A 25,726-nucleotide genomic window follows, 5' to 3' on the forward strand; every position below is an offset into this window, starting at 1 on the left:
AGTCAAAAAGCTAGGAAACCAGCTCATCGAGCTCTTCCGTGCTCAAGCTGTCGAGCAACGCCAGGGACTTGGTCAACTGGTCCTGGGTAGCGTCGATGACGGGCGCCTTGGCTTCAAGCTGGCGGCTGAAGTCAGCCAGGACAGGGAACTCGAAGAGCTCTTTCAGCTCGGCAGAAACACCGGCTTGCTCCTGAATGCGCACGATCACCGAAGTCGCCAACAGGGAATGGCCACCCAGCGCGAAGAAGTTGTCAGTGAGGCCGACCTTCTCCAGCTTCAGTACATCGGCCCAGATAGCCGCGACCTGCTGCTCCATTTCGGTCTGGGGTTCGATGTATTCACCCTGCAGCTGGCTGGCATCCGGTTGCGGCAGGGCCTTGCGGTCCAGCTTGCCGTTCGGTGTTACCGGCAGCGTGCTCAGCAACAGCAGGTGCGTAGGCACCATGTAATCCGGCAGCCCGGCCTTGAGGGCTTCACGCAGGCTGTCGCGCAACGCGCCCTCGTTTTGCGTGCTGTCGGCGGGTACCACATAGCCCACCAACTGTTTACCGCTCGGCCCGTCCTGGGCCAGCACCACCGCTTCCTGCACCGCTGGCAATTCCAGCAGGCGCGCTTCGATTTCACCCAGCTCAATCCGCAACCCGCGGATCTTCACCTGGTGGTCGAGACGCCCGGCGTAGTCGATCACGCCATCGGCGTTGTAACGCGCCAGGTCACCGGTGCGGTACAGGCGCCCGCCGTTGTCGCTGAACGGGTCCGGCACGAAGCGCTCGGCCGTCAGCGCCGGGCGCTGGTGATAACCGCGGGCCAGGCCTACGCCGCCCAGGTACAGCTCGCCGGCACTGCCGCGTACCGCCGGTTGCAGGCTGCCTTCGAGGATGTGGGTCTTGAGGTTGTCGATCGGCTGGCCGATCGGCACGCTGATGCTCTCGTCTGGGCGGCAGGTCCAGTGGGTGACGTCGATGGCCGCTTCGGTCGGGCCGTACAGGTTGTACAGGCCCGCCCCTGGCAGGCGCTGCAGGGTCTGGCGCGCCAGCTCGGCCGGCAATGCCTCGCCACTGCACACCACACGCTTGAGGCTGCGGCAGCTTTCCACCGCTTCGTGGGTCATGAACGCCTGCAGCATCGACGGCACGAAGTGCAGCGTGCTGATGGCGTACTGGTTGATGGTGTCGACCAGCAGCTGCGGGTCGCGGTGGGCACCCGGCTGGGCCATGACCAGGCGCGCACCGGTCATCAGCGGCCAGAAGAACTCCCACACCGACACGTCGAAGCTGAACGGGGTTTTCTGCAGCACGCTGTCACTGGCGTCCAGGCCATAGGCTTTCTGCATCCACCACAGGCGGTTGACCAGTGCCTGGTGGCTGTTGCCGGCGCCTTTCGGGCGGCCGGTGGAGCCGGAGGTGTAGATCACGTAGGCAAGGTTCAGCGGGGCTACGTCGATACCTGGGTTGGCATCGCTGTAGCCATCGAGGTTTTCGCTGTCCAGATCCAGGCTGCGCAGCCCGGCGGGGATCGGCAGGGCATCACGCAGGTGCGACTGGGTCAGCAGCAAGGCGATGCCGCTGTCCTCGAACATGTAGCTCAGGCGGTCCTGCGGGTATTCCGGGTCCAGCGGCACATAGGCGCCACCGGCTTTGACGATACCCAGCAAGCCGATGACCATCTCCAGGCTGCGCTCCATGGCGATGCCCACCAGCACGTCCGGGCCCACGCCCAGTTCCCGCAGCTTGTGCGCCAGCTGGTTGGCTTTGCCGTTGAGTTCGGCGTAGCTCAGGGTCTGCTCACCAAACATCAACGCCGGGGCGTCCGGGGCGGCGAACACCTGGGCTTCGATCAGTGAGTGGATGCTGCGCTCATTCGGGTACGTCGCGGCGGTGTCGTTCCAACCCTCGACCATCATCTGCTGCTCTTGCAGGCTCAGCATCGGCAGCTCGCCGACTACTGCATCCGCATCGGCGACCAATGCCTGCAGTAGGCGAGTGAAATAACCCGCCAACCGGCCAATGCTCTCGTCGCTCCACAGGGCACGGTCATGGCTGTATTGCATCGACAGGGTCGCGCCCAGTTCTACTACCAGCGTCAGCGGGTAGTTGGTCTGCTCTTGCACAGCCACGTCGCCAAAGCGCAACCCGCCCGGCGCGCCTTGTTGCAGCGCCTCGGACACCGGGTAGTTTTCGAACACCAGAATGCTGTCGAACAGCGCGTCACCGCCCTGCCCGGCCCAGCGCTGCACGTCGTACAGCGGGGTGTGCTCGAACTCGCGCACGGCCAGGTTGCAAGCCTGCACCTGGCTGATCCACTCGGCTACAGTCTGCTCGGCACGGGGCGCGCCAATCACCGGCAGGGTGTTGATGAACAGGCCGATCTGCTCCTCAACGCCTAGCAAATCTGCCGGGCGGCCGGCCACGGTGGCGCCGAAGCAGACACTGGCCTGGCCGGTATAGCGCTGTAACAGCAGCAGCCAGGCCGATTGCACCAGGGTGTTGACGGTGACGCGGTTAGCCCGAGCGAAGGCTTCGATGCGGGCGGTCTGCTCGGCATCGAGGGCCAGGCGATGATCACCGTAGCCGCTGCCGGCATCGCCTGCGCAACCGGCAATGGCCTGGGCCAGGCGCGTCGGCTCGTCGAGCGCGGCCAGTTGGGCCTGCCAGAAGGCTTCGGCGACCGCCGCGTCCTGGCCTTGCAGCCAGGCGATATAGTCGCGGTAGTGCGTGGCCTGGGCCTTTGGCGCCATGCCTGCGTAACGTTGCAGCACTTCACCCAGGAGGCGTGAGGTGCTCCAGCCATCCATCAAGATGTGGTGGTTGGTGTAGATCAAGTGGTAACGGTCATCGTCGATACGGACCAGCACCAGGCGCAGCAGCGGCGCTTCGGTCAGCTCGAACCCTTGTTGGCGCTCCCCTTCGGCCAGCGCCTGCAGGGCCTGCTCAAGCGCCGGCTGGCCACGCCAGTCATGCTCGCTGCACGGCAACGCCACCGATTTGCGCACCACCTGCACGGCCTGCTCCAGCTCGCCCTGCAGCACAAAACCGCTGCGCAGGATGTCATGGGCATCGAGCACAGCCTGCCAGGCCTGCTTGAAGCGCTGTACATCCAGCCCCTCGACATCGACGCGCAACTGGTTGATGTAGTTGCCGGCCTGATGGTCGTAGAGCGTGTGGAACAGCATGCCCTGCTGCATCGGCGACAGCGGATACACATCGGCGATCTGCGCTGCAGGTACAGGCAAGCTGTCCAACTGGCCTTGGGTGAGCGCGGCCAAGGGGAAGTCCGAAGGCGTCACGCCGTGGTGCTGCGCCTGGCAGCAATGCTCGACCAATTCGGCCAGTGCCTGCTCGTAGGCCTGGGCCAGCTGCTGGATGGTTTCCGCGCGGTAGACGTCGTCGCTGTAGGTCCACTCCATGAACAGCTCGCCGCCATACACCTGGCCGGTGATGCTCAGCCAGTTGCCCAGTTGCGCACCGGCGCATTGGGTACGCCCGGCGCTTTCGCCGCTCGGGCTGAACACGGCGGTATCGTCGGTCGTGAAACTGCTGTCGAACTGGCCCAGGTAGTTGAAGGTGACGCGTGGCTGCGCAGTGCCGCTGAGCCGCTCACGGACCGGGGTATCGCCCAGGTAACGCAGCAGGCCGTAACCGATGCCCTTGTCCGGCACCGCGCGCAATTGCTCTTTGATTGCCTTGATCGACGGGCCCAGCGCCTGGCCAGGGGCAAGGCGTACCGGGAACACGCTGGTGAACCAACCCACCGTGCGGCTGAGGTCAAGGTCGTCGAACAGGTCTTCGCGGCCATGGCCTTCCAGTTGCACCAGCACCTCGTCCTGCGCGCTCCACTGGCACAGGGTACGCGCCAGCGCGGTCAGCAGCAGGTCGTTGACCTGGGTGCGGTAGGCGGCGGGTGCCTGCTTCAGCAACTGGGCGGTACGCGCGGCATCCAGGCGCGATGCAGCGGTGCGGGCATGCTGGTTGCCCAGGCTGCCCTGCGGGTTGTCACGCGGCAGTTCTGCCGGGCTGCCTTGCAGCACCTGCTGCCAGTAGTCAGCCTGGGCGTGCAGCGCTGGGCTGCTGGCGTGAGCGGCCAGGCGCTCTGCCCAGGTTTCCACGCCGCAGGTTTTGGCCGGCAGGCTAACGACCTGCCCGTTCAGGCGTTGCTGATAGGCCTCTTGCAGGTCCTCCAGCAGTACCCGCCATGACACGCCGTCTACCACCAAGTGGTGGATGACCAACAACAAACGCTGCTGGCCATCGGCGACGTCGAACAGCTCGGCACGCAGCAGCGGCCCGTGCTCCAGGTCGAGGCTGGCTTGCACCTCGGTGCCCGCAGCGTCCAGTTCGCTCAGCGCCGCGAGGCTGCGCTGGCGCAGCACCGGCGAAGCGTCCAGGGCCTGGAAGCGGGCCTGCCACTGGCCGCTCTGGCGGCTAAAGCGCAGGCGCAAGGCATCGTGCTGTTCCAGCACCGCACGCAGGGCCGACTCCAGGTGCTCCACTTGCACACGCTGGGCCGGCTTCAGCAGCACCGACTGGTTCCAGTGCGCAGGCTGGGCGATGTCCATCTCGAAGAAACGCACCTGGGCCGGCAGCAGCGCCACCTCACCGCGGGTCGCGGTATCCACGGGGGCTGCAAGCGGTTGCTTGGCTTCGATGCGCTTGGCGACCTGGGCCAGTTGGCCAACGGTCTGCTGTTCGAACAGTTGCTTGGGGGTGATCTTGATGCCTTGGCGCTTGGCCCGAGCAATGATTTGCAGGCTGAGGATGGAGTCGCCACCCAACTCGAAGAAGTTGTCGCTGCTGCCCACGCGTTCCAGCTTGAGCACATCGGCCCACACGGCGGCGAGCTTCTCTTCGACCTCGCCTTCTGGGGCCACATAGCCGCGGCTTACCGCGCCCGGTGTGGGCAAGGCACGCTTGTCGAGCTTGCCGTTGGCAGTCAGTGGCAGGCGCTCGAGCAACAGGATATGTGCGGGCACCATGTAGTCAGGCAGGCGCGTCTGCAGGTGCGTCTGCAGGTGCGCCTGCAACTGCTGCGTGCTCATGCCCCCTTCAGCCACCACGTAGGCCACCAACTGCAGGCGCTCGGCATCGCCTTCCAGCGGCACGGCCAGGACCACGGCGTCGCTGACACCGGGCAGCCCAGCGATGACTCGGCCGATTTCACCCGGCTCGACGCGATAGCCACGGATTTTCACTTGGTCATCGGCACGCCCGATGAATTCGATCAGGCCTTCAGCACTCATTCGCGCTCGGTCGCCCGTGCGGTACAGGCGGGCGCCACCCGGGGCCGGTACAAAGCGTTCGGCCGTCAGCCCCGGCTGGCCCAGGTAGCCCTGAGCAACGCCCTGCCCACCCAGGTACAGCTCGCCGGCCACGTGCGGCGCCAGCGGGTTAAGGTAACCATCGAGCACCTGGGCGCAGGCATTGCCCAGCGGGCGACCGACCGGCACCGTGCGGCAGCCTTGCAAACGCTGGCTTGGCTCGAAGGTCAGCACGCCGACCGTGGTCTCGGTCGGGCCGTAGTGGTTGATCACCCGGCACCCCGGGCGCAACTCACGGACTTTTTCCAGCAGGCTCCAAGGGCACGCTTCGCCGCCCAGAATCAACGCCTCGGCGGGCAGCACCTCGGCGGCGCGGGACGCTTGCAGCAGGCCTTGCAGGTGGCTTGGCACCAGCTTCACTACGCCCACCTGGTGCTGCGCCATGTAGCTGGCGAAACCGTCGGGGTCGAAGGCCAGTTCCTGCGGCAACAAATGCAGCAGGCGGCCCGAGGCCAGGGCACCGAACAGCACGGTGTGGCCCAGGTCGGCGGCGGTGGTGGACACCATGGCCATGCTCGCGCCGGCGGGCAGTTGCAGGCGCTCCAGCACGGCTTGGATGTAGCTGGCCAGCGACCCGTGGCTGACCACCACGCCTTTCGGCTGGCCGGTCGAGCCCGAGGTGTAGATGAGGTAGGCCGGCTGTTCAGGGCAGACTGCAACCGCTACTCGGCTGTCGCTGCAGCCTGCCCAGGTGGCGGGCTCACAGGCAACCGCCTGCACCCCGTCGAGGCCCGCGAAGCGTGTATCGCCCGGCTCATGCAGCAGCACGGCAGCGCCACTGTCGACGATCAACTGCTGCAAGCGCTCCTGCGGCTGCTGGGTGTCCAGCGGCAGGTAGGCGGCCCCGGTCTTGAGGACTGCCAGCAAGGCTGTGACCCACTCGATGGAGCGCGGCAGGCACAGGGCAACGATGCTGCCAGCACCGACGCCGCGCTGGCGCAGGTAGTCGGCCACGCGGTTGGACGCAGCGTCCAGCCCGGCCTGGGTCATGAAGCGGTCACCTGCGCGCACGCCACCTTGGGCCTGCCCTTGGGCCATCGCCTGGTGCCACAGGGCGAGGAAGTCGCGGTGCGGGTAAGCTGCTGGCGCGGCCTGCTGCTGCGCCGCCACTTCAAGGTGTTCGACGATCGGCGTGTGCGGGGCGTGGCTGAGCACGTCCAGCACGCGCCGCAGCGAATCCGCCAGGCGCTGAAGGGTGGCCTGCTCGAACAGGTCGGTGGCGTAGGTGAAATACCCCTCGATGCCATCGGGTTTATCCGAGAAGTCGAAGGCCAGGTCAAAGCGCGCATCGCCTCCTTCGCGAGCAAAGCCTTCCACTTCCAGCTCACCCAGGCGCTTGCGCGAGGGGTCGCCGGCCGCCACGTGCTGGTTGATCTTGAACTGGAACAGCGGGTTGTGGGCCAGGTTGCGTTCTGGCAGCAAGGCATCCACCAGGTGCTCGAACGGCAGGTCCTGATGCGACTGGGCGCCGCCAATCACCTCCTTGACCTGCTCCAGCAGCGCAGCGAAGGTCGCGCGCTCGTCCACTTGCACACGCAGCACTTGGGTATTGATGAAGAAGCCGATCAGGCCTTCCAGCTCTTTGCGGTTACGCCCGGCATTCGGCGCGCCAATGCGGATGTCCGACTGCCCGCTGTAGCGCGACAGCACCACCGCCATGGCCGCCAGCATCAGCACGAATACGGTGTGGCCGCCCTTGCGTGCCTGGGCGCGCAAAGCCTCGGCCTGCTCGGCGCCGATGTTCAGCTTGAGCACCGCGCCGCGATAGCTCGGCGTGGCCGGCCGCTCGAAGTCCAGCGGCAGGCTCAGCAACGGCTGCTCGTCACCCAGTTGCGCCTGCCAGTACGCCAGCTGGCGCTGGGCCTCACCGGCCTCCAGCCAGGCACGCTGCCAGATCGCATAATCGGCGTACTGGATCGGCAGGGCCGGCAATACGGCCTGGCGGCCTTCAGCCAACGCGGTGTACAGCTGGATGAATTCCTGCACCAGCAGGTCGCTCGACCAACCGTCGGAGATGATGTGGTGCATGCTCAGGGCCAGCACATGGTGCTCAGCGTCCACGCGCAGCAGCGTAACCCGCATCAACGGCCCGGCCAGCAGGTCGAACGGCTGCTTCAGCGCGGCATCGACAGCCACGCTCAAGGCGGCTTCATCGTCCTGGCACTCGACCACGTCCAGCAGCAGCGGGCAGGCGTCGAGAATGTCCTGATGGAACTCGCCCTCGTCCGAGACGAAGCGGGTACGCAGCGACTCGTGACGGCTGACCAGCGCATCCAGCGCCTGCTGCAATACCGCCAGGTCGAGTGCGCCCTTGAGGCGCACGGCCATCGGCACGTTATAGGCCGGGCTATCGGGCTCCAACTGCCACAGGAACAGCAAGCGCTGCTGGGCAAACGACAACGGAATGCGCGCCAGGCCCTGGCGTGCGGGCACGATGGGCAACAGGCGGAAGCTTTGCCCAGTGGCCTGCATTTTCTCCAGGATCTGCTGACGCTGCTCCACAGGGAGGCCGACGAAGCGTTGGGCAATGCGTTGTGCTGCAGTGAGTTCCATGTCAGGCCTCTGTGAATTCATTCATCATTTTTTCGATATCGCTCAGGCCGTCGTCGCTCAGCGACAGGCCCTGCTCGTCCAGTGCCTGGGCGAACGCACGCAGCTCGGGGTGGGCGAAAATCAGCCGCAGGGGCAGGTCCAGGCCCAGCTCCACGTTGATGCGCGAAACCGCCTGTGCGGCCAGCAGGGAGTGGCCGCCGAGCTCGAAGAAGTTGTCGTTCAGGCCAACCTGGCCGAGGTTCAGCAACTGCGCCCAAATCTGCGCCAGTTGCTGTTGCAGTTCGGTCTGCGGCGCTTCGTAGTCGTGCTGCGGCTGGCTGGGGTCGGGCAGCGGCAGCGCCTTGCGGTCGAGCTTGCCGCTGGGGGTCAGCGGCATGTTCGGCAGGGTCACCAGGTAGGACGGGATCATGTAGTCCGGCAGGCTGGCTTTGAGGTACTGCTTGAGCGCCTGGCGCAGGTCGCCAGTGCTGCCTTCGACAGGCACGGCATAGGCGCACAGCTGCTTGCCGCTGGGCAGGTCGATGGCCAGTACCGTTGCCTCACGCACATCCGGGTGCGCGCGCAGGTACTGCTCGATCTCGCCCAGTTCAATGCGGAAGCCGCGCACTTTCACCTGGTGGTCAGCTCGCCCGCGATAGGCGAGTTGCCCCTGCTCGTCGTAATAGCCGAGGTCGCCGGTGCGGTACAACCGGCCTCCACCCACGGGGTCGAACGGGTCGGGAATGAAGCGTTCGGCTGTCAGCGATGGGCGTTGGTGGTAACCCCGCGCCAGGCACCCTGCCCCGCCAATGAACAGTTCGCCCGACACGCCGACCGGGGTCGGCGCCAGGCCGTCGTCCAGGGCGTGCAAGGTCCGGCCTGGCAACGCGCGGCCAATCGGCACGCCGCCTGCGCTGATCTGCTCGGGCGTCATTGGCGAGCAATCGAATGTGGTGGCGACCACGGTCGCCTCGGTCGGGCCGTAGGTGTTGAGCAAGCGCACCGCCGGCGGCCCGTCGGCCAGCCAGGCGCGCAGGGCATCTTCCGGCACCGCTTCACCGCCCACGTGGATCTGCTTGAGCCGGCCATAGGCCTCGGGTGCGCGACGCTCCAGGGCCAGTAGCCGCCAGTAGGCCGCCGGCAGGTCGGCCACGGTAACCCCGTGGCGGTTGATCTCGTCCACCAGGGTGTTGGTGTCCCACAGCCGCAGGTCGCGCAGCACCACGCAAGCGCCTTGCGCCAGCGGCGGGAAAAACTGCTCGATGAAGCCGTCGAAGCTGAAGGTAGCGAACTGCAGCACACGGTCTTCCGGACTCAGGCGCGAGTAGTCGCCAGCCACCTGGCAGAACACCGATAAGGCATGGTGATCGATGGCCACACCCTTGGGCATGCCGGTGGAACCGGAGGTGTAGATGACATAGGCGAGGTTGTGCGGCGCGGCCAAGTTCGGCAGCGGCTCGGCTGGCCAGGCGTGCAGCCACTGGGTGCCGGGTTCGAGCACCACGCAAGGCAGCTGCTTATCCAACTGCAAGCGCGCCAGCGACGGCGCATCGGCCAGCAGCAGGCCGATGCCGCTGTCCTCGACCATGTACGCCAGGCGCTCTTGCGGGTAGTCCGGGTCCAGCGGCACATAGGCACCGCCAGCCTTGTGAATGGCGATCAGCGCCAGCGCCATGCCCAGGCCCCGCTCGACGGCTACACCTACCAGGCGGTCTGGGCCTACGCCCAGGGCACGCAGGCGGTGGGCCAACTGGTTACTGCAGCGGTCCAGCTCGGCGTAGCTCAGTTGCTGGTCGTCGAAAATAAGCGCCACGGCGTCCGGCCGCGCACTTGCCTGGCGTTCCAGCAACTGGTGCGCACACAGGCCGCTGCTGGCCTGCGGTGCCGGGTTCCAGCCTTGAGTCAGTTGACGGCGCTCAGCGTCGGCCAAGAAGTCCAGCTCGGCGATGCAGCGCTGCGGCTCGGCACAGATGGCTTCGAGCAGCGCTTGCCAGTGCCCGGCCATGCGCTCGATACGCGGCGCATCGAACAAGTCGGTGGAGTAGTTGAACGAGGCCGTTACACCGTCGGAACGTTCCAGGGTGTTGAGCGAGATGTCGTATTGCGCGCCCGGCTCCAGCAGGTCCACTTCCCGGACCTTGAGGCCGTGCAGGGCATCGCTGGACACCTGCTCGCCCAAGTCGCGCAAATGGTTGTACAGCACCTGGAAGAACGGGTTCACGCCCTGGTCGCGCTCGGGGTACAGGGCTTCGGCCACCTCAAGGAACGGCACGTCCTTGTTGGCCTGGGCCTGCAACGTGGTCTCCTTGATCGCGGCCAGCAGCTGCGGGAACGGCAGGCTGCCATCGACGCCCACCCGCGCCACCACCACGTTGATGAAGAAGCCGATCAGCCCTTCGAGCTCCAGGCGGTTGCGGTTGGTGACGGGCACGCCGATGTTGATCGTGTCCTTGCGGCTGTAGCGCGACAGCACGATGGCATAGGCCGCCAAAAAGACATGGAACAGCGTGGCATTGGACGACACCGCCAATGCCCGCAGGCGCTCGGTCAGGGCCAGCGGCAGGCGCACATCGAAGCGGCTGCCCTGGTAGCTTTTGACCTGCGGGCGAATACGGTCGGCGGGCAGTTCGAGGACTTCGAAGTCGTCTTCAAGGCGCGCTTTCCAATAGTCGATCTGTGCCTGCATCTGCCCCTCGTCCAGCCATTTGCGCTGCCAGGCGGCGAAGTCGGCGTACTGCACCGGCAGCGGTTCGATGGCCCGCACCTGGCCGCTGGCCGCCGCGTTGTAGGCCGCAGCAAACTCGCGTACCAGCAGGCTCATCGACCAACCGTCGGAGACGATGTGGTGCAGGGTCAGCGACAGCAGGTGCTCTTGCGCATGCACCATGAACAGGCGGGCACGCAGCAATGGGCCGTGCTCCAGGTCGAACGGGGCGAAGGCTTCGGCCTCCAGCTTGCGCATCTGCGCGGCTTCGTCCTGGCCACTGAGGTCTTCGAAACCGATCGGCACCGAGGCGGCGGGCAGGATGCGTTGCCACGGCAAACCGTTGGCTTCGACGAACACCGTGCGCAGTGACTCGTGGCGCGCCACCAGCGCATCCAGCGCGGCCTGCACCGCAGCACGGTCGAGGGTGCCTTGCATGCGCACGGCCATTGGCGTGTTGTAGGCCAGGCTTTCGGGGTTGAGCTTCCAGAACAGCCACTGACGGTTTTGCGAGCGGGACACCGGCAGTGGCTGCTCGCGGTCGAGGATCTCGATCTCAAGCCCAGCGCCCTGCTCGCCCTCAGCCACTGCCTGGGCGAAGGCCTGCAGGTCGACCGTGTCGAACAAGGTACGCAGCGGGATGTCCAGGCCCAGGTGCTTGCGCACCCGCGATACGGCCTGGGTGGCCAGCAGCGAATGCCCGCCCAAGGCAAAGAAGTTGTCGCTCAGGCCCACCTGCGGCACCTGCAGCACTTCAGCCCAGATCTGCGCCAGTTGCACCTGCAGCGGGGTCACCGGTGCCTGGTAAACCGCCTGGGTGGCCACCGGCTCGGGCAGCGCCTTGACGTCGACCTTGCCGTTGACCGTGACCGGCAGTTGCGCCAGCACCATCAGGTGGGTCGGCACAATGTGCTCGGGCAGCAGGCCTTTGAGCGTGGCGCGAATCGTGTCCTGCCAAGCTTGGCTGTCTGCCGGCATTTGGCTGGGCACCAGCCAGGCCGCCAGCACCGCTTCCGGTGCCTGGCCCTTGACCCGGACCACGGCGTTGGCGACGCCCTCCAGGCTAAGCAACTGCTGCTCGATCTCGGCCAGTTCCACGCGGTAACCGCGGATTTTCACCTGGCCGTCCATGCGCCCGGCAAACTGCAGCTCGCCAGCGGCGTTGTGCCGTACCCAGTCGCCACTGCGGTACAGGCGTTCGCCGTGGGCACCACTTGGGTCGGGCACGAAGCGCTCGGCGGTGAGCGCCGGGCGGCCGAGGTAGCCACGGGCAAGGCCGGCACCGCCGATGTACAGCTCGCCCTTGGCCTTGGCCGGCAGTGGCTGCAGGCAGCTGTCGAGCACGCTGACGGTTGCGTTGGCCAGCGGTTGGCCGAGCGACGCCTGATCGTCCAGTTCAGCCACCAGCACGCCGACCGTGGTCTCGGTCGGGCCGTAGTGGTTGAACACCTTGAGTGCCGGCGCCAGGGCGCGGATTTTGCCGAGCAGGCCCGGGCTGATGGCTTCGCCGCCCAGCACCAGGCACTGGCCAGGCAGTGCCGCGCGACCGGCGACCAACATGGCCTCCAGGTGCGAGGGCACAATCTTAACGGCGTCCACCTGGTGCTGTGCCAGGTAGGCCGCAAAGCCCTCGGCATCCAACACTTGCTCGCGCAGCATCAGGTGCAAGGTCTGGCCGCCGCACAGGGCGCCGAACAGCATGGTGTGGCCGAGGTCCGCAGCCGGGGTCGAGACTTGCGCCATGCTGTGGATCTGCCCCACCGGCAGGCGTGCGGCGATACCCTCAACGTAGTTGCCCAAGGCGCCATGGCTGATCGCGACGCCCTTGGGCTGGCCGGTGGTGCCGGAGGTGTAGATCACGTAGGCGAGGTTGGCTGCGGCAGCACTAGGGCGTGGCGTGTTTTGGCTTAGGGCTTGGGTGTGTTCCCACGCCAGTCGAGAGACGCCTTCAGGCAGCTCCGCCTGCCAGCTGCCAGGGGCCAGCACCCGCTGGGTGCCGCTGTCGATGAGCAAGTAGGCTAGGCGTTCGGCCGGTTGTTCAGGCTCCAGGGGCAGGTACGCGCCGCCCGCCTTGAGCACGCCGAGGATGCTGGCGAGCATGCCGACACTGCGGTCAGCCAGCACGCCGACGAGGGTGTCTGGCTGCACGCCGGCTTCGACCAGCCTGTCGGCGATGACCTCGGCGCGGGCATCGAGCTCGCCGTAGCTGGCTGCCTTGCCGGCGGCAATCACTGCGGTGCGTGTGGGGTGGCGGCGGGCGGCGTCGGCAAAGCGCTGGTGAACCAGCAGTGGTTCGACCAAATGACCTGGCACACCCCGAGTGGCTGCCAGGCCCGGCAACGGCAACTCGCCCACCGCGCCAGCAGTGTCATCGGCCAGCGCCTGCACCAAGGCCAGCCATTGCTCGCCCAGGGCCTCGACAGTGGCCGCATCGAACACGTCCAGGGCATAGGTGAAGGCCGCATGCAGCTGCCCGGCACGCTCGTGGGTATCCAGCGCCAGGTCGAAACGGGCGCTGTGCTTTTCCAGCGTGATCGGCGCCAGGCTCAGCCCGGAGCGGGTCTTGATGGCTTCGACATCCGCCACCTGGGCCTGGTGGTTGAACAGCACGCGGAACAGCGGGCTGTCGGTGCTGCGGGGCAGGTCCAAGGCTTCGACCAGTTGCTCGAACGGCAGGTCCTGGTGGCTCTGCGCGCCCACGGCGGTTTCGCGCACACGCTGCAACAGGCCGGTGATGTCCAGCAACGGGTCGAGCTCGGTGTGCAGCACTTGGGTATTGATGAAGCAGCCGATCAAACCCTGGCTTTCGGCGCGGTTGCGGTTGGCGATGGGCACGCCGACGCGGATTGCGCCCTGCCCGCTGTAGCGCTGCAGCAGCAGCTTGAAGGCCGCCAGCAAAACCATGAACAAGGTGACGTTGTGCCGACGCGCCAGGCCGCGCAGGCGCTCGGCGACATCGGCAGCAATCGGGAATGCGTGGCGGGCGCCGCGGTAGCTTGGCCGGCCGTTGCGGGTGCGGTCCAGCGGCAGCTCCAGCGGGGCGTGATCATCGCCCAGGCGCGCCTGCCAGTACGCCAGCTGGCGGTCCTGCTCACCGGCCTCGAGCCAACTGCGCTGCCACAGGGCGTAGTCACGGTACTGGATCGGTAGGGGCTCGAGTGTGGCCTGGGTGCCGGCCACGGCGGCGTCGTACAGGTGCAGGAATTCGTCGATCAGCACGTTCATCGACCAGCCATCGGCGACGATGTGGTGCAGGGTCAGCAGCAGGACATGTTCCTGCGCTGCCAGTTGCAGCAGGCGCACGCGCATCAGCGGGCCGGTGGCCAGGTCGAAAGGCGCCAGGGCCTCTGCTTCGGCAATCGATTCGAGGGCGTGTTGGCGGGCCGCTTCGGCCAGCTCGCTCAGGCAGTCCTGGCGCAATTGCAGCGGGGCCGCGACGGCATCCACGTGCTGACGCACGTCATCGCCGTCGGCGACAAAGCGGGTGCGCAGGGTTTCGTGGCGGGCGACCAGGGCGTCGAATGCGTGTTGCAGGGCGCTCAGGACCAATGGGCCATTAAGGCGCACGGCCATCGGCAGGTTGTAGGCTGCGCCTTGGGGGTCGAGTTGCCAGAGGAACCACATGCGCCGCTGGGCGTAGGACAACCGGTCACGCTCGTCGACCTCGACACCCGGCGCAATCGGCAGCACGGAGAAGTCCATGCCCTCGCCCTGCAACGCCTTGAGGAACAGGCGGCGCTTGTCGGGGCTGAGTTCGATGAAGCGGCGGGCGAGTTTGAGCGTCTGTTCAGCATTCATGTCGAGCGGTGTCCTGGCAGTCGAGCGGTAACTGTCAGACGAAGGCATGGGGGGCTGATTTAGGGGTTGGGGCTGATAGGTGCATGCCTTGGGTTTTGCAGCGCCGGTGAGATCGAGCGCCGCCCGCGCGGCGCATCGCGAGCAACGCTCGCTTGTATGGTAGGACTTGAAGGGAGGAGGAGGGACACCGCTCGCTTCTGTACGCCACCAGACGCTGGTCGCGGGCGACCACGACGGCTTCTTTCACGCCTTCGATGGCCGTCAGGCCAGCCTGGATTTCACCCAGCTCGATGCGTAGGCCGCGCAGCTTCACCTGGTCATCGTTGCGGCCCAGGTATTCGATGTTGCCATCGGCCAGGTGCCGCGCCAGGTCGCCGGTGCGGTACAGGCGTGCACCAGGGCGGGTGCTGAACGGATCGTCGAGGAAGCGTTCGGCGGTCAGTTCGGTGCGGTTCAGGTAGCCTCGGGCGACTTGCACGCCGCCGATGAACAGCTCGCCAGCCACGCCTTGCGGTACGGGTTGCCCCAGCGTATCGAGTACTCCTCGCCCCGTTAATTTTTGCATCCATCCTGCGGGTCGCCCCATAAACACCTCGATCAAGGTGTTGCGACGACCAGTTGAATCCGCCCAATACTGCTCAGCGCTGTACCAGTCCCTTCATCAGCGGTACGGAGTTCAATGCTCGATGACTGATGGATATGACTGTTACCAGAACGCGCTAGCTGAGCGAATCAACGGAATTCTTAAGATGGAGCTACTGTTGAGCAGCCCTGAAGACCTGGAACAAGCGAGGCAGATGGTTGACGAGGCAGTGCAAATCTACAATACGGAGCGGCCACATATGGCCCTGAAAAACAAAACGCCCGATGCGGTGCATCGGGCGCTCTGAGGCCTAACGGCCTCACCTGAAAAGGTGTAAACCTATTTCAGGACTAGACACCATCTTGCTCGATCCGATGCGGCGTCGCGGGAGCAATTGTCTTGCCTAAATTTTGAAAGTTTGCGCGATTACTGTGGGAGCGGGCTTGCCCCGCGAACACCGGCAAAGCCGGTGCCATTCACCGCGCCGCCCCATTCGCGGGGCAAGCCCGCTCCCACAGAGGCCGAAGCCTGCCTGAACTTCAGTTTTTTTCAGCCCGCTCACGCAACCCTTTCAGGGTATTGAACGGCGCATCGACCACGAACTTGTTAGCCACCATCGCCGGTACACTGCCGCCCGGCTCGGTGTGCACCTGGTAGGTCACTTCTGTCGTGTCACCCTTGGGCACCAACTTCCAGAAGCCCTCGACTTTCGCCACCCGCACGAACCCCTTCTCCTCCGGGAGATAGGTCGGCTCTTCCTTCAGGTTACGCGTCAGGCTACCGTCCGCCTCCTTGACCGTGGTGATGCGCAGCACCGAGTCCCGCGGGGTGACCGGCCATGGCGTATTGAACTGGGTGTAGGTCCAACTCTGATCACCTTCATGCTTGAGCAGCTTCTGCGACTTGCACTCATGAATCCAGGCACACGCCCCGGCTACGTCCTCTTGCAGCGCCTCGACCTTGGCCAGCGGCGCCTTGATCACGGTAACGCCGCGGTAGGCCTTGTACTTGGAGCCCGCCACTTCACTGAGGGAAACCTTGATCCCCTCCTCGTCCTTGGCCACCTGCCAGTTCTCGGCCCAGGCAGCGGGCGCCAACAACACACCCATGCCACACAGCAGTGCAATACGCTTGAACGATCTCATCATCTTTATCCTTATTGTCGAAGATCCAGCCTGTCACGCCGCCGTCATCTGCTCCCACCAACCGAGAATCCTGATTGCCTCATCGCGATCACTGCCGCACACCTCGATGTCTGCCTTGAACCCACCGCACACCGCCGGCCGCTCGGGCTTGCCGAACAGGTCGCAGAGGTTGTCGACGGTCAGGTGCAGGCAGCGCTCGCCGGCCGGCTTGCCTTGGGGCATGCGCGGCATTGCAGAGCTGATGGACGGGGCGATGCAGCAAGCACCGCAACCCTCACGGCAATTCATGGCTATTCACCAAAATCAGGTCTCCCTGGAGCAAAACGGGACGAACATCCCCGGATAGTAACCGCTCAAACATGCGTTTGAAATTGCTGGCCCGATGAAATATGCCGTGACCCAGCAGTCAGTTGCCTGGCTATTGGCGGTACTCGAACTCGATTGCCGCTCCTTCCACATCGCGGCGGCTTTCATTGCGTAATTGCAGTTGCATTTCGTTGCTGATCAAGCGGCCGTTGAGCTGGAACGGGCTTTCATCGCTCTGTGGCTTTTCAGTGAACATGGCCGGCAGCAAAGGTTTGCGTCGCGTGGGCGAACTGCCCACATTCGGTTCAAGGTCGTTGACCATGTCGACAGGCAAACTCAGATCCAGCGCGGGCTTGGGCAACGGTGTAGCCACCGCCTTGCTGACCGGCTTGTGCGCCGTACGCTTTTTGGCAGGCTTGGCAGCTTTGCCAGCCGCCTGTTTCGACACAGGCTTGGCCACCGGCTTTTTCACGGGTTTGGTTTGGGAAGCCTGCGCCTGGCCGGCAGGCTGCGCAGCCTGGGCGACGCCGCTGAAACAGCAGATCGGCACCAGGCAAAAACTCAGAGCGATACAGCGCAACAGTTTCATGGACATCGGCAGTCAGGCTGGAAAATGCATATGCTCCCTGTTCCGCCTGCGCCTGACAAGCCTACAAAAGTGAACCTGTAGTCTCTCTGCACAATTGCTGGGCCAAAAGCCCCAGGGTAATCACCGCCCGCTCGGCCTCTTTGTTCCACGGGATGCCGCAGTTAAGCCGGATGCAGTGGTTGAATTGCTCGGTGTTACTGAAGATCAACCCCGGCGCGATACTGATGCCCTGCTCCAGCGCCCGCACATGCAGGTCCTGGGTATTGACCCGCCCCGGCAGGCTCACCCAGAGAATGAACCCGCCGGTAGGCCGGGTCATCTGCGTGCCTTCTGGGAAGTGCTGCTGCACCGCCAACTGGTAAGCACTGAGGTTCTTGCGGTACTCCTGGCGGATGTAGCGCAGGTGCCGGTCATAGCCGCCGTTCTCCAGGTAAGCGGCCACCCCCATCTGCGTCACGCTGCAGGCCGAATGAGTGGTGAAGGTCTGCAGGCGCTGGATTTCGTCCTGGTACCGCCCCGCCACCATCCAGCCGACCCGCACCCCCGGCGACAGGGTCTTGGAAAAGCTCGAGCAATAGATCACCCGGTCCAGCCGGTCGAACGCCTTCAGCGCCTTGGTCTTGCCTTGTTCGAACATCAATTCGCCATAGATGTCGTCTTCGACGATCTGGATATCGAAGTCCGAAGCCAGGCGCAGCAACTGTTTTTGCCGCTCCTCAGGGATGGTGCCGCCCAGCGGGTTGCTCAGGCGCGACGTCAGCACCAACGCCTTGATCGACCACTGGTTGGCGGCCAACTGCAAGGCTTCCAGGCTGATCCCGGTGGACGGGTCGCTTGGAATTTCGATCACTTTCAGGCCCAGCAGGTCAGCCAACTGCAGCAAACCGTAGTAAGTCGGCGACTCGGCGGCGATCAAGTCCCCCGGGCGGGTCAGCACGCGCAGCGACATCTGCAAGGCATCGACGCAGCCATGGGTCACGATGATTTCACGCGGGTCGACCAGCACACCGGCATCGCGCATGCGGATGGCGATCTGTCGGCGCAGCGGCTCGAAGCCTGGGCTGAACATGTAACTGAACGCACGTGGGCTATGGAAGCGGGTCACTTTGGCAATCTGCTGGTGCAGGGCGCGCACCGGCAGGTAATCCACATGAGGCACCGCAGCACCGAACGGAAACACGCCGTCGCGGCGCGCTTCGGTCAACACCTGCTGAATGATGCTGGCCCGGGTCACCAGGCCAGGGCGCTCTACCCGGGCGATATCCGGTGTTTGCGCGGTCAGGGCGGGGGTCTGGTGAACGTAGTAGCCCGACTGCGGGCGCGCGCGGATCAGCCCCTGGTCTTCAAGATTGGCATAGGCCTGCAGCACCGTGGCGTGGCTGACATTGAGCTGGGCGCTCATCTTGCGCACGGAGGGCACGCGCTCACCCGGCTGGTAGACACCGCGGCGGATGTCCTCAGCCAGTTGCTGGGCGATACGCTGGTAAAGCAGCAGGTTGGTCATGGCGATATCTCGACGCGCGGACGGGCTCGTTATTGTTGTGCGACTCACTGACGGCAGAGAATACCGTAACAGTTGCGAAGTGTACTGGGACAGATTGCAGAATAGCCAACATTACAATGCCAGGACAGCATCCAGACAAGCGAGCCGGCCCGCTCACCGATAATTGGCATATGACCAAGGGGCTGGTGAGCGGGTTAACCTGTGGGAGCGGGCTCGCCCCGCGAACACCGGCGAAGCCGGTGCCATGCATCGCATCGCCCCCTTCGCGGGGCAAGCCCGCTCCCACAATGACCAGGTTCAATCACCTACAAGCAGGACCCATCCGCCAGCGAGATCAACGCGCGGGGGCGAGCTTGCCCTTGTCGTCAGAAAAGACGATTTCCACCCGGCGATTCTGCGCCCTGCCCCGCTCCGAGGCATTGGCTTCGATCGGGTACTGGTCACCATAGCCTTCAACCTGCAGACGCTTTTCGTCGATGCCCAGGTCCACCAGCATGTCAGCCACCGCCTGCGCGCGATCACGCGAGAGCTTCAGGTTGTCTTCCGGGGCGCCGGTGCTGTCGGTGTAACCCTCGATGCGCACCACACGGCGCGGGTTGAGCTGGAGGAACTGCACCAGTTTGAGCACCGTACGGCTGGCCGAATTCTTAAGGTCGGCACGCCCGGTATCGAACAGCACATCGCCCAAGGTCATCACCAGGCCACGGTCCGTCTGCTCCGAAGCCAATGCGGCAATCTGCGACTCGACCCACTTGCCTTGCTGCTGCACGCTGGCGAGCTTCGCTTCACGCAGCGCCAATTGCAGGCGTTGGCGCTCCAGGTCGAGCTTGGCCAGGCGCTCCTGGTTCAGCGCAAGCTTGGCATGTTCGCTGGCAATTTCGCTGTAGCGCTGGCTCAGGTAGGCGTAGTGGCGCACATCGGTACCGGTGCCGATATAACTGGACAAGCGCTCGGCCCGCGCCAGCGATTCACCGGCACGAATCACATCGCGCGGCGCACTGCGCAGCACGTCGGAGTCGTCTTTTACCTTCTGGAAGGTGGCACTGGCTTCATCCAGCGCCGCCTCGCTGCGATGGCTGGCGCACCCGTGCAAGCCTGCCGTCAACGCCAGCAACACCAGCGCCGTCATGGGTGTATGGCGCATCATGGCTGCACCTCCAGCTGTTTGCGCAGGCGCGTAACCCGCGATTGCAGCACTTGCAGCTGCTCTTCACTCTTCTGGTTCAGCACCTGTGCCTCGGCCAGGCGTGCATCCAGCTCGGCCTGCTCGGCACGCATGCGCGCATCGCGAAAATCTTCGGTAAGCATGTTGGTCTTGGCCCGGGCAAGCTTGTCTTCGGCCAGTTTGAGCGCCTCGACCTGCTCGGTGGCGCCAACGGCCTTGGCCTGTTCCAGCGCCTGCTCGGAAATGCGCAGCTGCTCGTTCGGCGCCGGGTCGTTGGCGCAACCCGCCAGGCCGAGCATGGCCAGAGCAAGGAATAGTGGTTGGATTCTCACGCAATCTTCCTAATGTTTGGGGGCGTCCAGCGGCACCTGCATCTGCGCCTTCCAGCGCTCGACATTTCGTTGCAGCACAGCCTCGGACGCACCGGAGATCGGCAATTCTGTCAGTTTTTTCGCCAGTTGCCCACGCAACCAGCTGTCATTGCACGCCGAGTTGTGCGACACGGCCAGGTACAGCCCTGGGCGATCGACTGGCAGGCCGCGGGCAATCAGGTCGTTGCTCATGCCCAGGCTCTGGGTCATGGCCATGCCGGAGTAGCGCCCGGCGAGCACATAGTCCACCTGCCCCAGCACCAGTTTCTGGAATGCCTGGGTCAGGTTTTGCGCAGGCTGCAACTTCAGATGGGCTTTGGCGAACGCTTCAAAGGCCGGCGTGAGACGCGCGCGCTCAGACAAACTGCCCTGGTACTTGGCCAGGTCTGCCGGGCCCTCGAAGGCCAGCTCGGCGTCATGCCGCGTCCAGACCAGGTATTCGTTCAACTGCAACGGCGGGTGGATGTAGTCCAGTGCGGTCAGCTGGCCGACCTGCAGGGGCGTATCGAGCAGCAGGTCCATTCGCCCACTGCGCACTTCTTCCAGCGCCTGATCGCGTCGCCCTGCACTCAGCACGTCCACCTTCACACCCAGCTCACTGGCCACCTGCTGCAACAGGTCGACATTGGCGCCGATCAGGTGCTTGGGGTCTTTCGGGTCCTGCCAGGAATACGGGGGCGCATCGGGGCTGCCGGTCGCGACCAAACGTTCGCACTTGCCTGCCGCCATCGCGACGGGCGCCAGCATCGCCGCCATGCATGCCAGTACACCGCCTGCTTTACGCAGCACCATTGCTCACTCCTTGTATTGCTTGGCCCGGCCCATCAGGTACACGCCGCACCTGTAGGAGCAGCCTTGTGCGGCGAAAGGGCCGGCATGACCAACCAATTTTTGTGGCTGTGACTGCCTCTTCGCAGCACAAGGCTGCTCCTACAGGAACCGCGACAAGCACTGCATCGGAAAAGGCCATAAAAAAACCCGGCCCTCAGTACGAGGGCCGGGCTTCTTTATAAGTGAAGCAGGCGGATCAGACCAGCTTTTCCAGCTCCGGAACCGCTTCGAACAGGTCAGCGACCAGGCCGTAGTCGGCCACCTGGAAGATCGGCGCTTCTTCGTCCTTGTTGATCGCAACGATCACTTTGGAGTCTTTCATGCCGGCCAGGTGTTGAATCGCGCCGGAGATACCGACGGCGATGTACAGCTGCGGTGCGACGATTTTGCCGGTCTGGCCGACCTGCATGTCGTTTGGCACAAAGCCTGCGTCGACCGCGGCGCGCGAGGCACCGACGGCGGCGCCGAGCTTGTCAGCCAGGCTGTACAGGTGCTTGAAGTTGTCACCGTTGCCCATGCCACGGCCGCCGGAAACGACGATCTTGGCAGCGGTCAGCTCTGGGCGATCAGACTTGGCCAGCTCTTCGCCGACGAAGGTGGAGATACCGGCGTTGTGCGCAGCGCCAACAGTTTCGACAGCAGCGGAACCGCCTTCGGCAGCAACGGCGTCGAAACCAGTGGTACGCACGGTGATGACCTTGACCGCAGCGCTCGATTGCACGGTGGCAATGGCGTTGCCGGCATAGATCGGGCGCTTGAAGGTGTCGGCCGATTCAACCGAGATGATCTCGGAGATCTGGTCGACGTCCAGCAGTGCGGCGACGCGCGGCAAGATGTTCTTGCCGTTGGTGGTGGCCGGGGCCAGCACGTGGCTGTAACCCTTTGCCAGCTCGACGATCAGCGGCGCGACGTTTTCTGGCAGGACGTGGGCGTAGGCTGCGTTGTCAGCAACCAGTACCTTGGCAACACCCGCGATCTTGGCAGCAGATTCGGCAACGCCGCCGACGTTCTGGCCAGCGACCAGCACGTGCACATCACCACCGATCTTGGCGGCTGCGGCGACAGTGTTCAGGGTGGACGGGGCTACAGCACCGTTCTCGTATTCAGCGACAACCAGGATAGTCATTTAGATTACCTTCGCTTCGTTCTTCAGCTTCTCGACCAGTTCGGCCACCGACTTGACCTTGATACCTGCGCTGCGTGCAGCCGGCGCTTCGACTTTCAGGGTCTTGTTGGTGGAAGCGAGCGATACGCCCAGCGCGTCTGGCGTAACGGTCTCCAGCGGCTTCTTCTTGGCCTTCATGATGTTCGGCAGCGACGCGTAGCGCGGCTCGTTCAGGCGCAGGTCGGTGGTGACGATCGCTGGCAGGCTCAGCGATACGGTCTGCAAGCCGCCATCGATTTCACGGGTGACGTTCAGCTTGTCGCCAGCGACTTCAACCTTGGAGGCGAAGGTGCCTTGGGCGTAGCCGGTCAGCGCAGCCAGCATCTGGCCGGTCTGGTTGTTGTCGCTGTCGATGGCCTGCTTGCCGAGAATGACCAGCTGTGGCTGCTCTTTGTCGACAACGGCTTTCAGCGCCTTGGCCACGGCCAGCGAATTCAGCTCATCAGCGGCTTCGACCAGAATGGCACGATCGGCACCCAGTGCCAGCGCAGTACGCAGCTGCTCCTGGGCAGTGGTCGGGCCGACGGAAACGACGACGATCTCGGTCGCAACGCCCTTCTCTTTCAGGCGTACGGCTTCCTCAACGGCGATTTCGCAGAAGGGGTTCATGGACATCTTGACGTTTGCAAGGTCGACGCCGGAGTTGTCCGCTTTGACGCGAACCTTGACGTTGTAGTCGACCACTCGTTTGACAGCTACAAGAACCTTCATGGATTCCTCGTTACTCTCCGGTGAATAGAAAGTCGCCTGGGGACATGCCCGGCGATGCGCGTGGGTACAAGGGCACCTCTAAAAACGTACCGGGAGAAGCAAACTTCAAGGTGACCGAGCAGTCTTGTCGCGACGCTTGCGGCAAATACCCGCGGGTCATTTTCTGTGGTGGCGTGTAAACTCCACTACATACCGTGAATTGGCCCGAAAGCCTTACTCCACACCTGGTCTTTAGAGGTGTACCTGCGCCCGGCGGTAAGCCTACGGCGAACGTAAAACCGCTCGTATCTTGACCGCAACACCCAATCCGGTCAATACGGCAAATCGGTCACCCTCCAGCCGTACGCCTGTGATTTTACTGGCCTGCGGCAAATTCAAACAAACGTTTGTATTGGACCCGCCAAGTGGTGTAGATATAATGCGCGGCCAAGACAAAACGGTGTAGTCCATCCTCTGCGCTGCTACAGCTCCGCTCCCGTGAAGCGCGGTGCGCATGATCACCCCACACCCATAAGACAAAGCAACAGCACGAGCCTTGATGAGTAGGAGAGAACCAGTGGAACGCGAATACATGGAATTCGACGTGGTCATCGTCGGCGCCGGCCCGGCGGGGCTGTCCGCCGCCTGCCGCCTGAAGCAGAAGGCCGCCGAAGCCGGTAGCGAGATCAGCGTCTGCGTGGTCGAAAAAGGCTCCGAAGTCGGTGCGCACATCCTCTCCGGCGCGGTGTTCGAGCCGCGCGCACTGAACGAACTGTTCCCTGACTGGAAGGCACTCGGCGCGCCGCTGAACACCGAGGTCAAGCGTGACGATATCTATGTGCTGAAGGACGCTGGCAGCTCGACCAAGGTCCCCGACCTGTTCGTGCCCAAGACCATGCACAACCACGGCAACTACATCATCTCCCTGGGCAACCTGTGCCGCTGGCTGGCCCAGCAGGCCGAAAACCTGGGCGTTGAAATCTACCCAGGCTTCGCTGCCCAGGAAGCGCTGTTCGATGAAAACGGCGTGGTACGCGGCATCGTCACCGGCGACCTGGGTGTCGACCGCGAAGGCAACCCGAAAGACGGCCTGTACACCCCTGGCATGGAACTGCGCGCCAAGTACACGCTGTTCGCCGAAGGTTGCCGCGGCCATATCGGCAAGCAGCTGATCAAGCGCTTCAACCTCGACAGCGAGTCCGACGTCCAGCACTACGGCATCGGTCTCAAAGAAATCTGGGAAATCGACCCAAGCAAGCACGAGCAGGGCCTGGTGGTGCACACCGCAGGCTGGCCGCTGGACGTGATGAGCGCCGAAAACACCGGTGGTTCGTTCCTGTATCACCTGGAAAACAACCAGGTGGTGGTAGGCCTGATTGTCGACCTGTCCTACAGCAATGCCTACCTGTCGCCGTTCGATGAGTTCCAGCGTCTCAAGCACCACCCGGTGATGAAGCAGTACCTCGAAGGCGGCAAGCGCATCAGCTACGGCGCCCGCGCCATCTGCAAAGGCGGCCTCAACTCGTTGCCGAAGATGGTATTCAACGGCGGCGCATTGATCGGCTGCGACCTGGGCACCCTGAACTTCGCCAAGATCAAGGGCAGCCACACCGCAATGAAATCCGGCATGCTCGCCGCAGAAGCGGTCGCCGATGCGTTGATCGCAGGCAGCGAGGGCGGCGACGCACTCACTACCTATGTCGACGCTTTCAAGGCCAGCTGGCTGCACGAAGAGCTGTTCGCCAGCCGAAACTTCGGCCCGGCGCTGCACAAGTTCGGGCCGATCCTGGGTGGTGCGTTCAATTACATCGACCAGAACTGGTTCGCCGGCAAGCTGCCCTTCACGCTGCACGACACCAAGCCCGATTACGCCTGCCTCAAGCTCGCGGCCGACTCGAAAAAGATCGACTACCCGAAACCGGACGGCAAGCTCAGCTTCGACAAGCTCAGCTCGGTATTCCTCTCCAGCACCAACCATGAAGAGGAACAACCCTGCCACCTGAAGCTGACCGACCCGAACATTCCGATCGCCAGCAACCTGCCGCTGTACGACGAGCCGGCCCAGCGTTACTGCCCTGCCGGCGTGTACGAAGTGGTCATCCAAGATGACGGCAGCAAGCGCTTCCAGATCAACGCGCAAAACTGCGTGCACTGCAAGACCTGCGACATCAAGGACCCCGCCCAGAACATCACCTGGGTAACCCCTGAAGGCGCCGGCGGGCCGAACTACCCGAACATGTAAGGCCCGTGCCCTTGCGGCATTAAAAAGCCCCCGCCTCGTCAGAGCCGGGGGCTTTTTGCTGCCTACTCGCATCAGGCAGTGCGTACTTCTTCGAACAGTTCCGGGTGGCGATCCAGCAGTTTGAACAGCTTGACCAACGCCACGGGTGGCCTGGTTTTACCGTTTTCGTAACGGGAGAACGCATTCACGCCACCCCCGAAGATCTCCCCTGCTTCACGCTGGTCGAGATCGAATTTCTTGCGCACTGAGACGATGAAGCCCGGGTCGACCGCCGCAGCGTTGACCTGGCGATTGAACGCCGACATCAGGTCACTGATGCGCAAAGCTTCATCATGGCTCAGCACTGCCTCACCACAGGCAGCACAGTAGTCGCCACTGACATTCGGAATAAGGGTCGCTTCACCCTTGTATCGATAGGGCATGTCCTGAGTGTCGGGCGCAAGCTCCGCACCGCCGCAGATTGGACATCTCATGGTTACATCTCCTTGAAAGACACGATGAGAACGTCGTCCACCACAGACAGTTTGAGGTACACGTACGCCTTGACCGTAAGCGGACGATAAACATCCTGCCAAACGCGATGATCAACGTAGCTGGTCATGCTTTTGTAAAAGTCTCTGCGCTCCAAGCCATTGATGACATCGAGCATATCCGGGTATTCCATCCCCAGTGCCTGGGCGTCTCGCAACGAGGCGGTAGTCGGGCTGATACGTCCAGCACTGACCAATGCCCTTATCCGCTGCAGCGGACAGTGAGGCGTTCTCTTTTCCATGAGAAATTAACCTTC

General features: G+C 64.0%; 14 protein-coding genes and 2 pseudogenes. 2 read left to right on the forward strand and 14 right to left on the reverse strand.

Translation table 11 applies throughout. From position 1 onward, the window contains the following. Positions 1-10: 10 nt before the first annotated feature. The 3 genes and pseudogenes from ACMCNM_RS21810 to ACMCNM_RS21820 all read right to left on the reverse strand — a co-directional run. Positions 11-7,867, reverse strand: a complete 7,857-nt coding sequence (locus ACMCNM_RS21810; protein ID WP_412765392.1) for an amino acid adenylation domain-containing protein — start codon at positions 7,865-7,867, stop codon at positions 11-13. 1 nt (position 7,868) lies between these two features. Next, a complete protein-coding gene (locus ACMCNM_RS21815; RefSeq protein ID WP_412765393.1) occupies positions 7,869-14,348 on the reverse strand; it encodes an amino acid adenylation domain-containing protein in 6,480 nt (2,159 codons plus the stop codon). Positions 14,349-14,547: 199 nt separating this feature from the next. Then, positions 14,548-14,889, reverse strand: a pseudogene (locus ACMCNM_RS21820) (hypothetical protein); the annotation flags it as partial. 88 nt (positions 14,890-14,977) lie between these two features. On the opposite strand from ACMCNM_RS21820, the pseudogene ACMCNM_RS21825 reads away from it, so the two are divergent. Next, positions 14,978-15,238: pseudogene (locus ACMCNM_RS21825) on the forward strand (transposase); the annotation flags it as partial. 232 nt (positions 15,239-15,470) lie between these two features. Here ACMCNM_RS21825 and ACMCNM_RS21830 read toward each other — a convergent pair. The 9 genes from ACMCNM_RS21830 to ACMCNM_RS21870 all read right to left on the reverse strand — a co-directional run bounded on the left by ACMCNM_RS21830 (position 15,471) and on the right by ACMCNM_RS21870 (position 22,718). Beyond that, entirely contained in the window at positions 15,471-16,076 is a 606-nt protein-coding gene (locus ACMCNM_RS21830) for an START domain-containing protein (protein ID WP_412765394.1), read from the reverse strand. Positions 16,077-16,109: 33 nt separating this feature from the next. Beyond that, positions 16,110-16,364, reverse strand: a complete 255-nt coding sequence (locus ACMCNM_RS21835) for a YkgJ family cysteine cluster protein (protein ID WP_027592880.1) — start codon at positions 16,362-16,364, stop codon at positions 16,110-16,112. Positions 16,365-16,494: 130 nt separating this feature from the next. Then, positions 16,495-16,971, reverse strand: coding sequence for a hypothetical protein (locus ACMCNM_RS21840; RefSeq protein WP_186682539.1), 477 nt, complete (start codon positions 16,969-16,971; stop codon positions 16,495-16,497). A 61-nt stretch (positions 16,972-17,032) separates the two neighbouring features. Continuing rightward, entirely contained in the window at positions 17,033-18,475 is a 1,443-nt protein-coding gene (locus ACMCNM_RS21845; protein ID WP_027592882.1) for a PLP-dependent aminotransferase family protein, read from the reverse strand. A 334-nt stretch (positions 18,476-18,809) separates the two neighbouring features. Next, a complete protein-coding gene (locus ACMCNM_RS21850) occupies positions 18,810-19,622 on the reverse strand; it encodes an OmpA family protein (protein ID WP_027592883.1) in 813 nt (270 codons plus the stop codon). After that, on the reverse strand, positions 19,619-19,972 hold the full coding sequence (locus ACMCNM_RS21855; RefSeq protein WP_027592884.1) for a DUF4398 domain-containing protein: 354 nt from the start codon (positions 19,970-19,972) through the stop codon (positions 19,619-19,621). Before ACMCNM_RS21855 ends, ACMCNM_RS21850 begins: the two co-directional genes overlap by 4 nt. Before the next feature lie 9 nt (positions 19,973-19,981). Next, on the reverse strand, positions 19,982-20,803 hold the full coding sequence (locus tag ACMCNM_RS21860) for a substrate-binding periplasmic protein (protein ID WP_186682524.1): 822 nt from the start codon (positions 20,801-20,803) through the stop codon (positions 19,982-19,984). Positions 20,804-21,038: 235 nt separating this feature from the next. After that, positions 21,039-21,968 (reverse strand): electron transfer flavoprotein subunit alpha/FixB family protein, encoded by a 930-nt coding sequence (locus tag ACMCNM_RS21865; protein ID WP_027592886.1) that lies wholly within the window; start codon positions 21,966-21,968, stop codon positions 21,039-21,041. Next, on the reverse strand, positions 21,969-22,718 hold the full coding sequence (locus ACMCNM_RS21870; protein ID WP_027592887.1) for an electron transfer flavoprotein subunit beta/FixA family protein: 750 nt from the start codon (positions 22,716-22,718) through the stop codon (positions 21,969-21,971). A 538-nt stretch (positions 22,719-23,256) separates the two neighbouring features. On the opposite strand from ACMCNM_RS21870, the gene ACMCNM_RS21875 reads away from it, so the two are divergent. Beyond that, positions 23,257-24,939 carry an electron transfer flavoprotein-ubiquinone oxidoreductase gene (locus tag ACMCNM_RS21875; RefSeq protein WP_412765395.1) on the forward strand — a complete coding sequence of 561 codons (1,683 nt, stop codon included), beginning with the start codon at positions 23,257-23,259 and terminating at the stop codon, positions 24,937-24,939. Positions 24,940-25,010: 71 nt separating this feature from the next. Here ACMCNM_RS21875 and ACMCNM_RS21880 read toward each other — a convergent pair whose 3' ends face one another. After that, positions 25,011-25,412, reverse strand: coding sequence for a type II toxin-antitoxin system MqsA family antitoxin (locus tag ACMCNM_RS21880; RefSeq protein ID WP_027592889.1), 402 nt, complete (start codon positions 25,410-25,412; stop codon positions 25,011-25,013). 2 nt (positions 25,413-25,414) lie between these two features. Next, positions 25,415-25,711, reverse strand: coding sequence for a type II toxin-antitoxin system MqsR family toxin (locus tag ACMCNM_RS21885; RefSeq protein ID WP_412765396.1), 297 nt, complete (start codon positions 25,709-25,711; stop codon positions 25,415-25,417). Positions 25,712-25,726 lie beyond the last annotated feature (15 nt).

The sequence above is a fragment of the Pseudomonas sp. NGC7 genome (assembly GCF_047159675.1).
Classification (GTDB): domain Bacteria; phylum Pseudomonadota; class Gammaproteobacteria; order Pseudomonadales; family Pseudomonadaceae; genus Aquipseudomonas; species Aquipseudomonas kermanshahensis.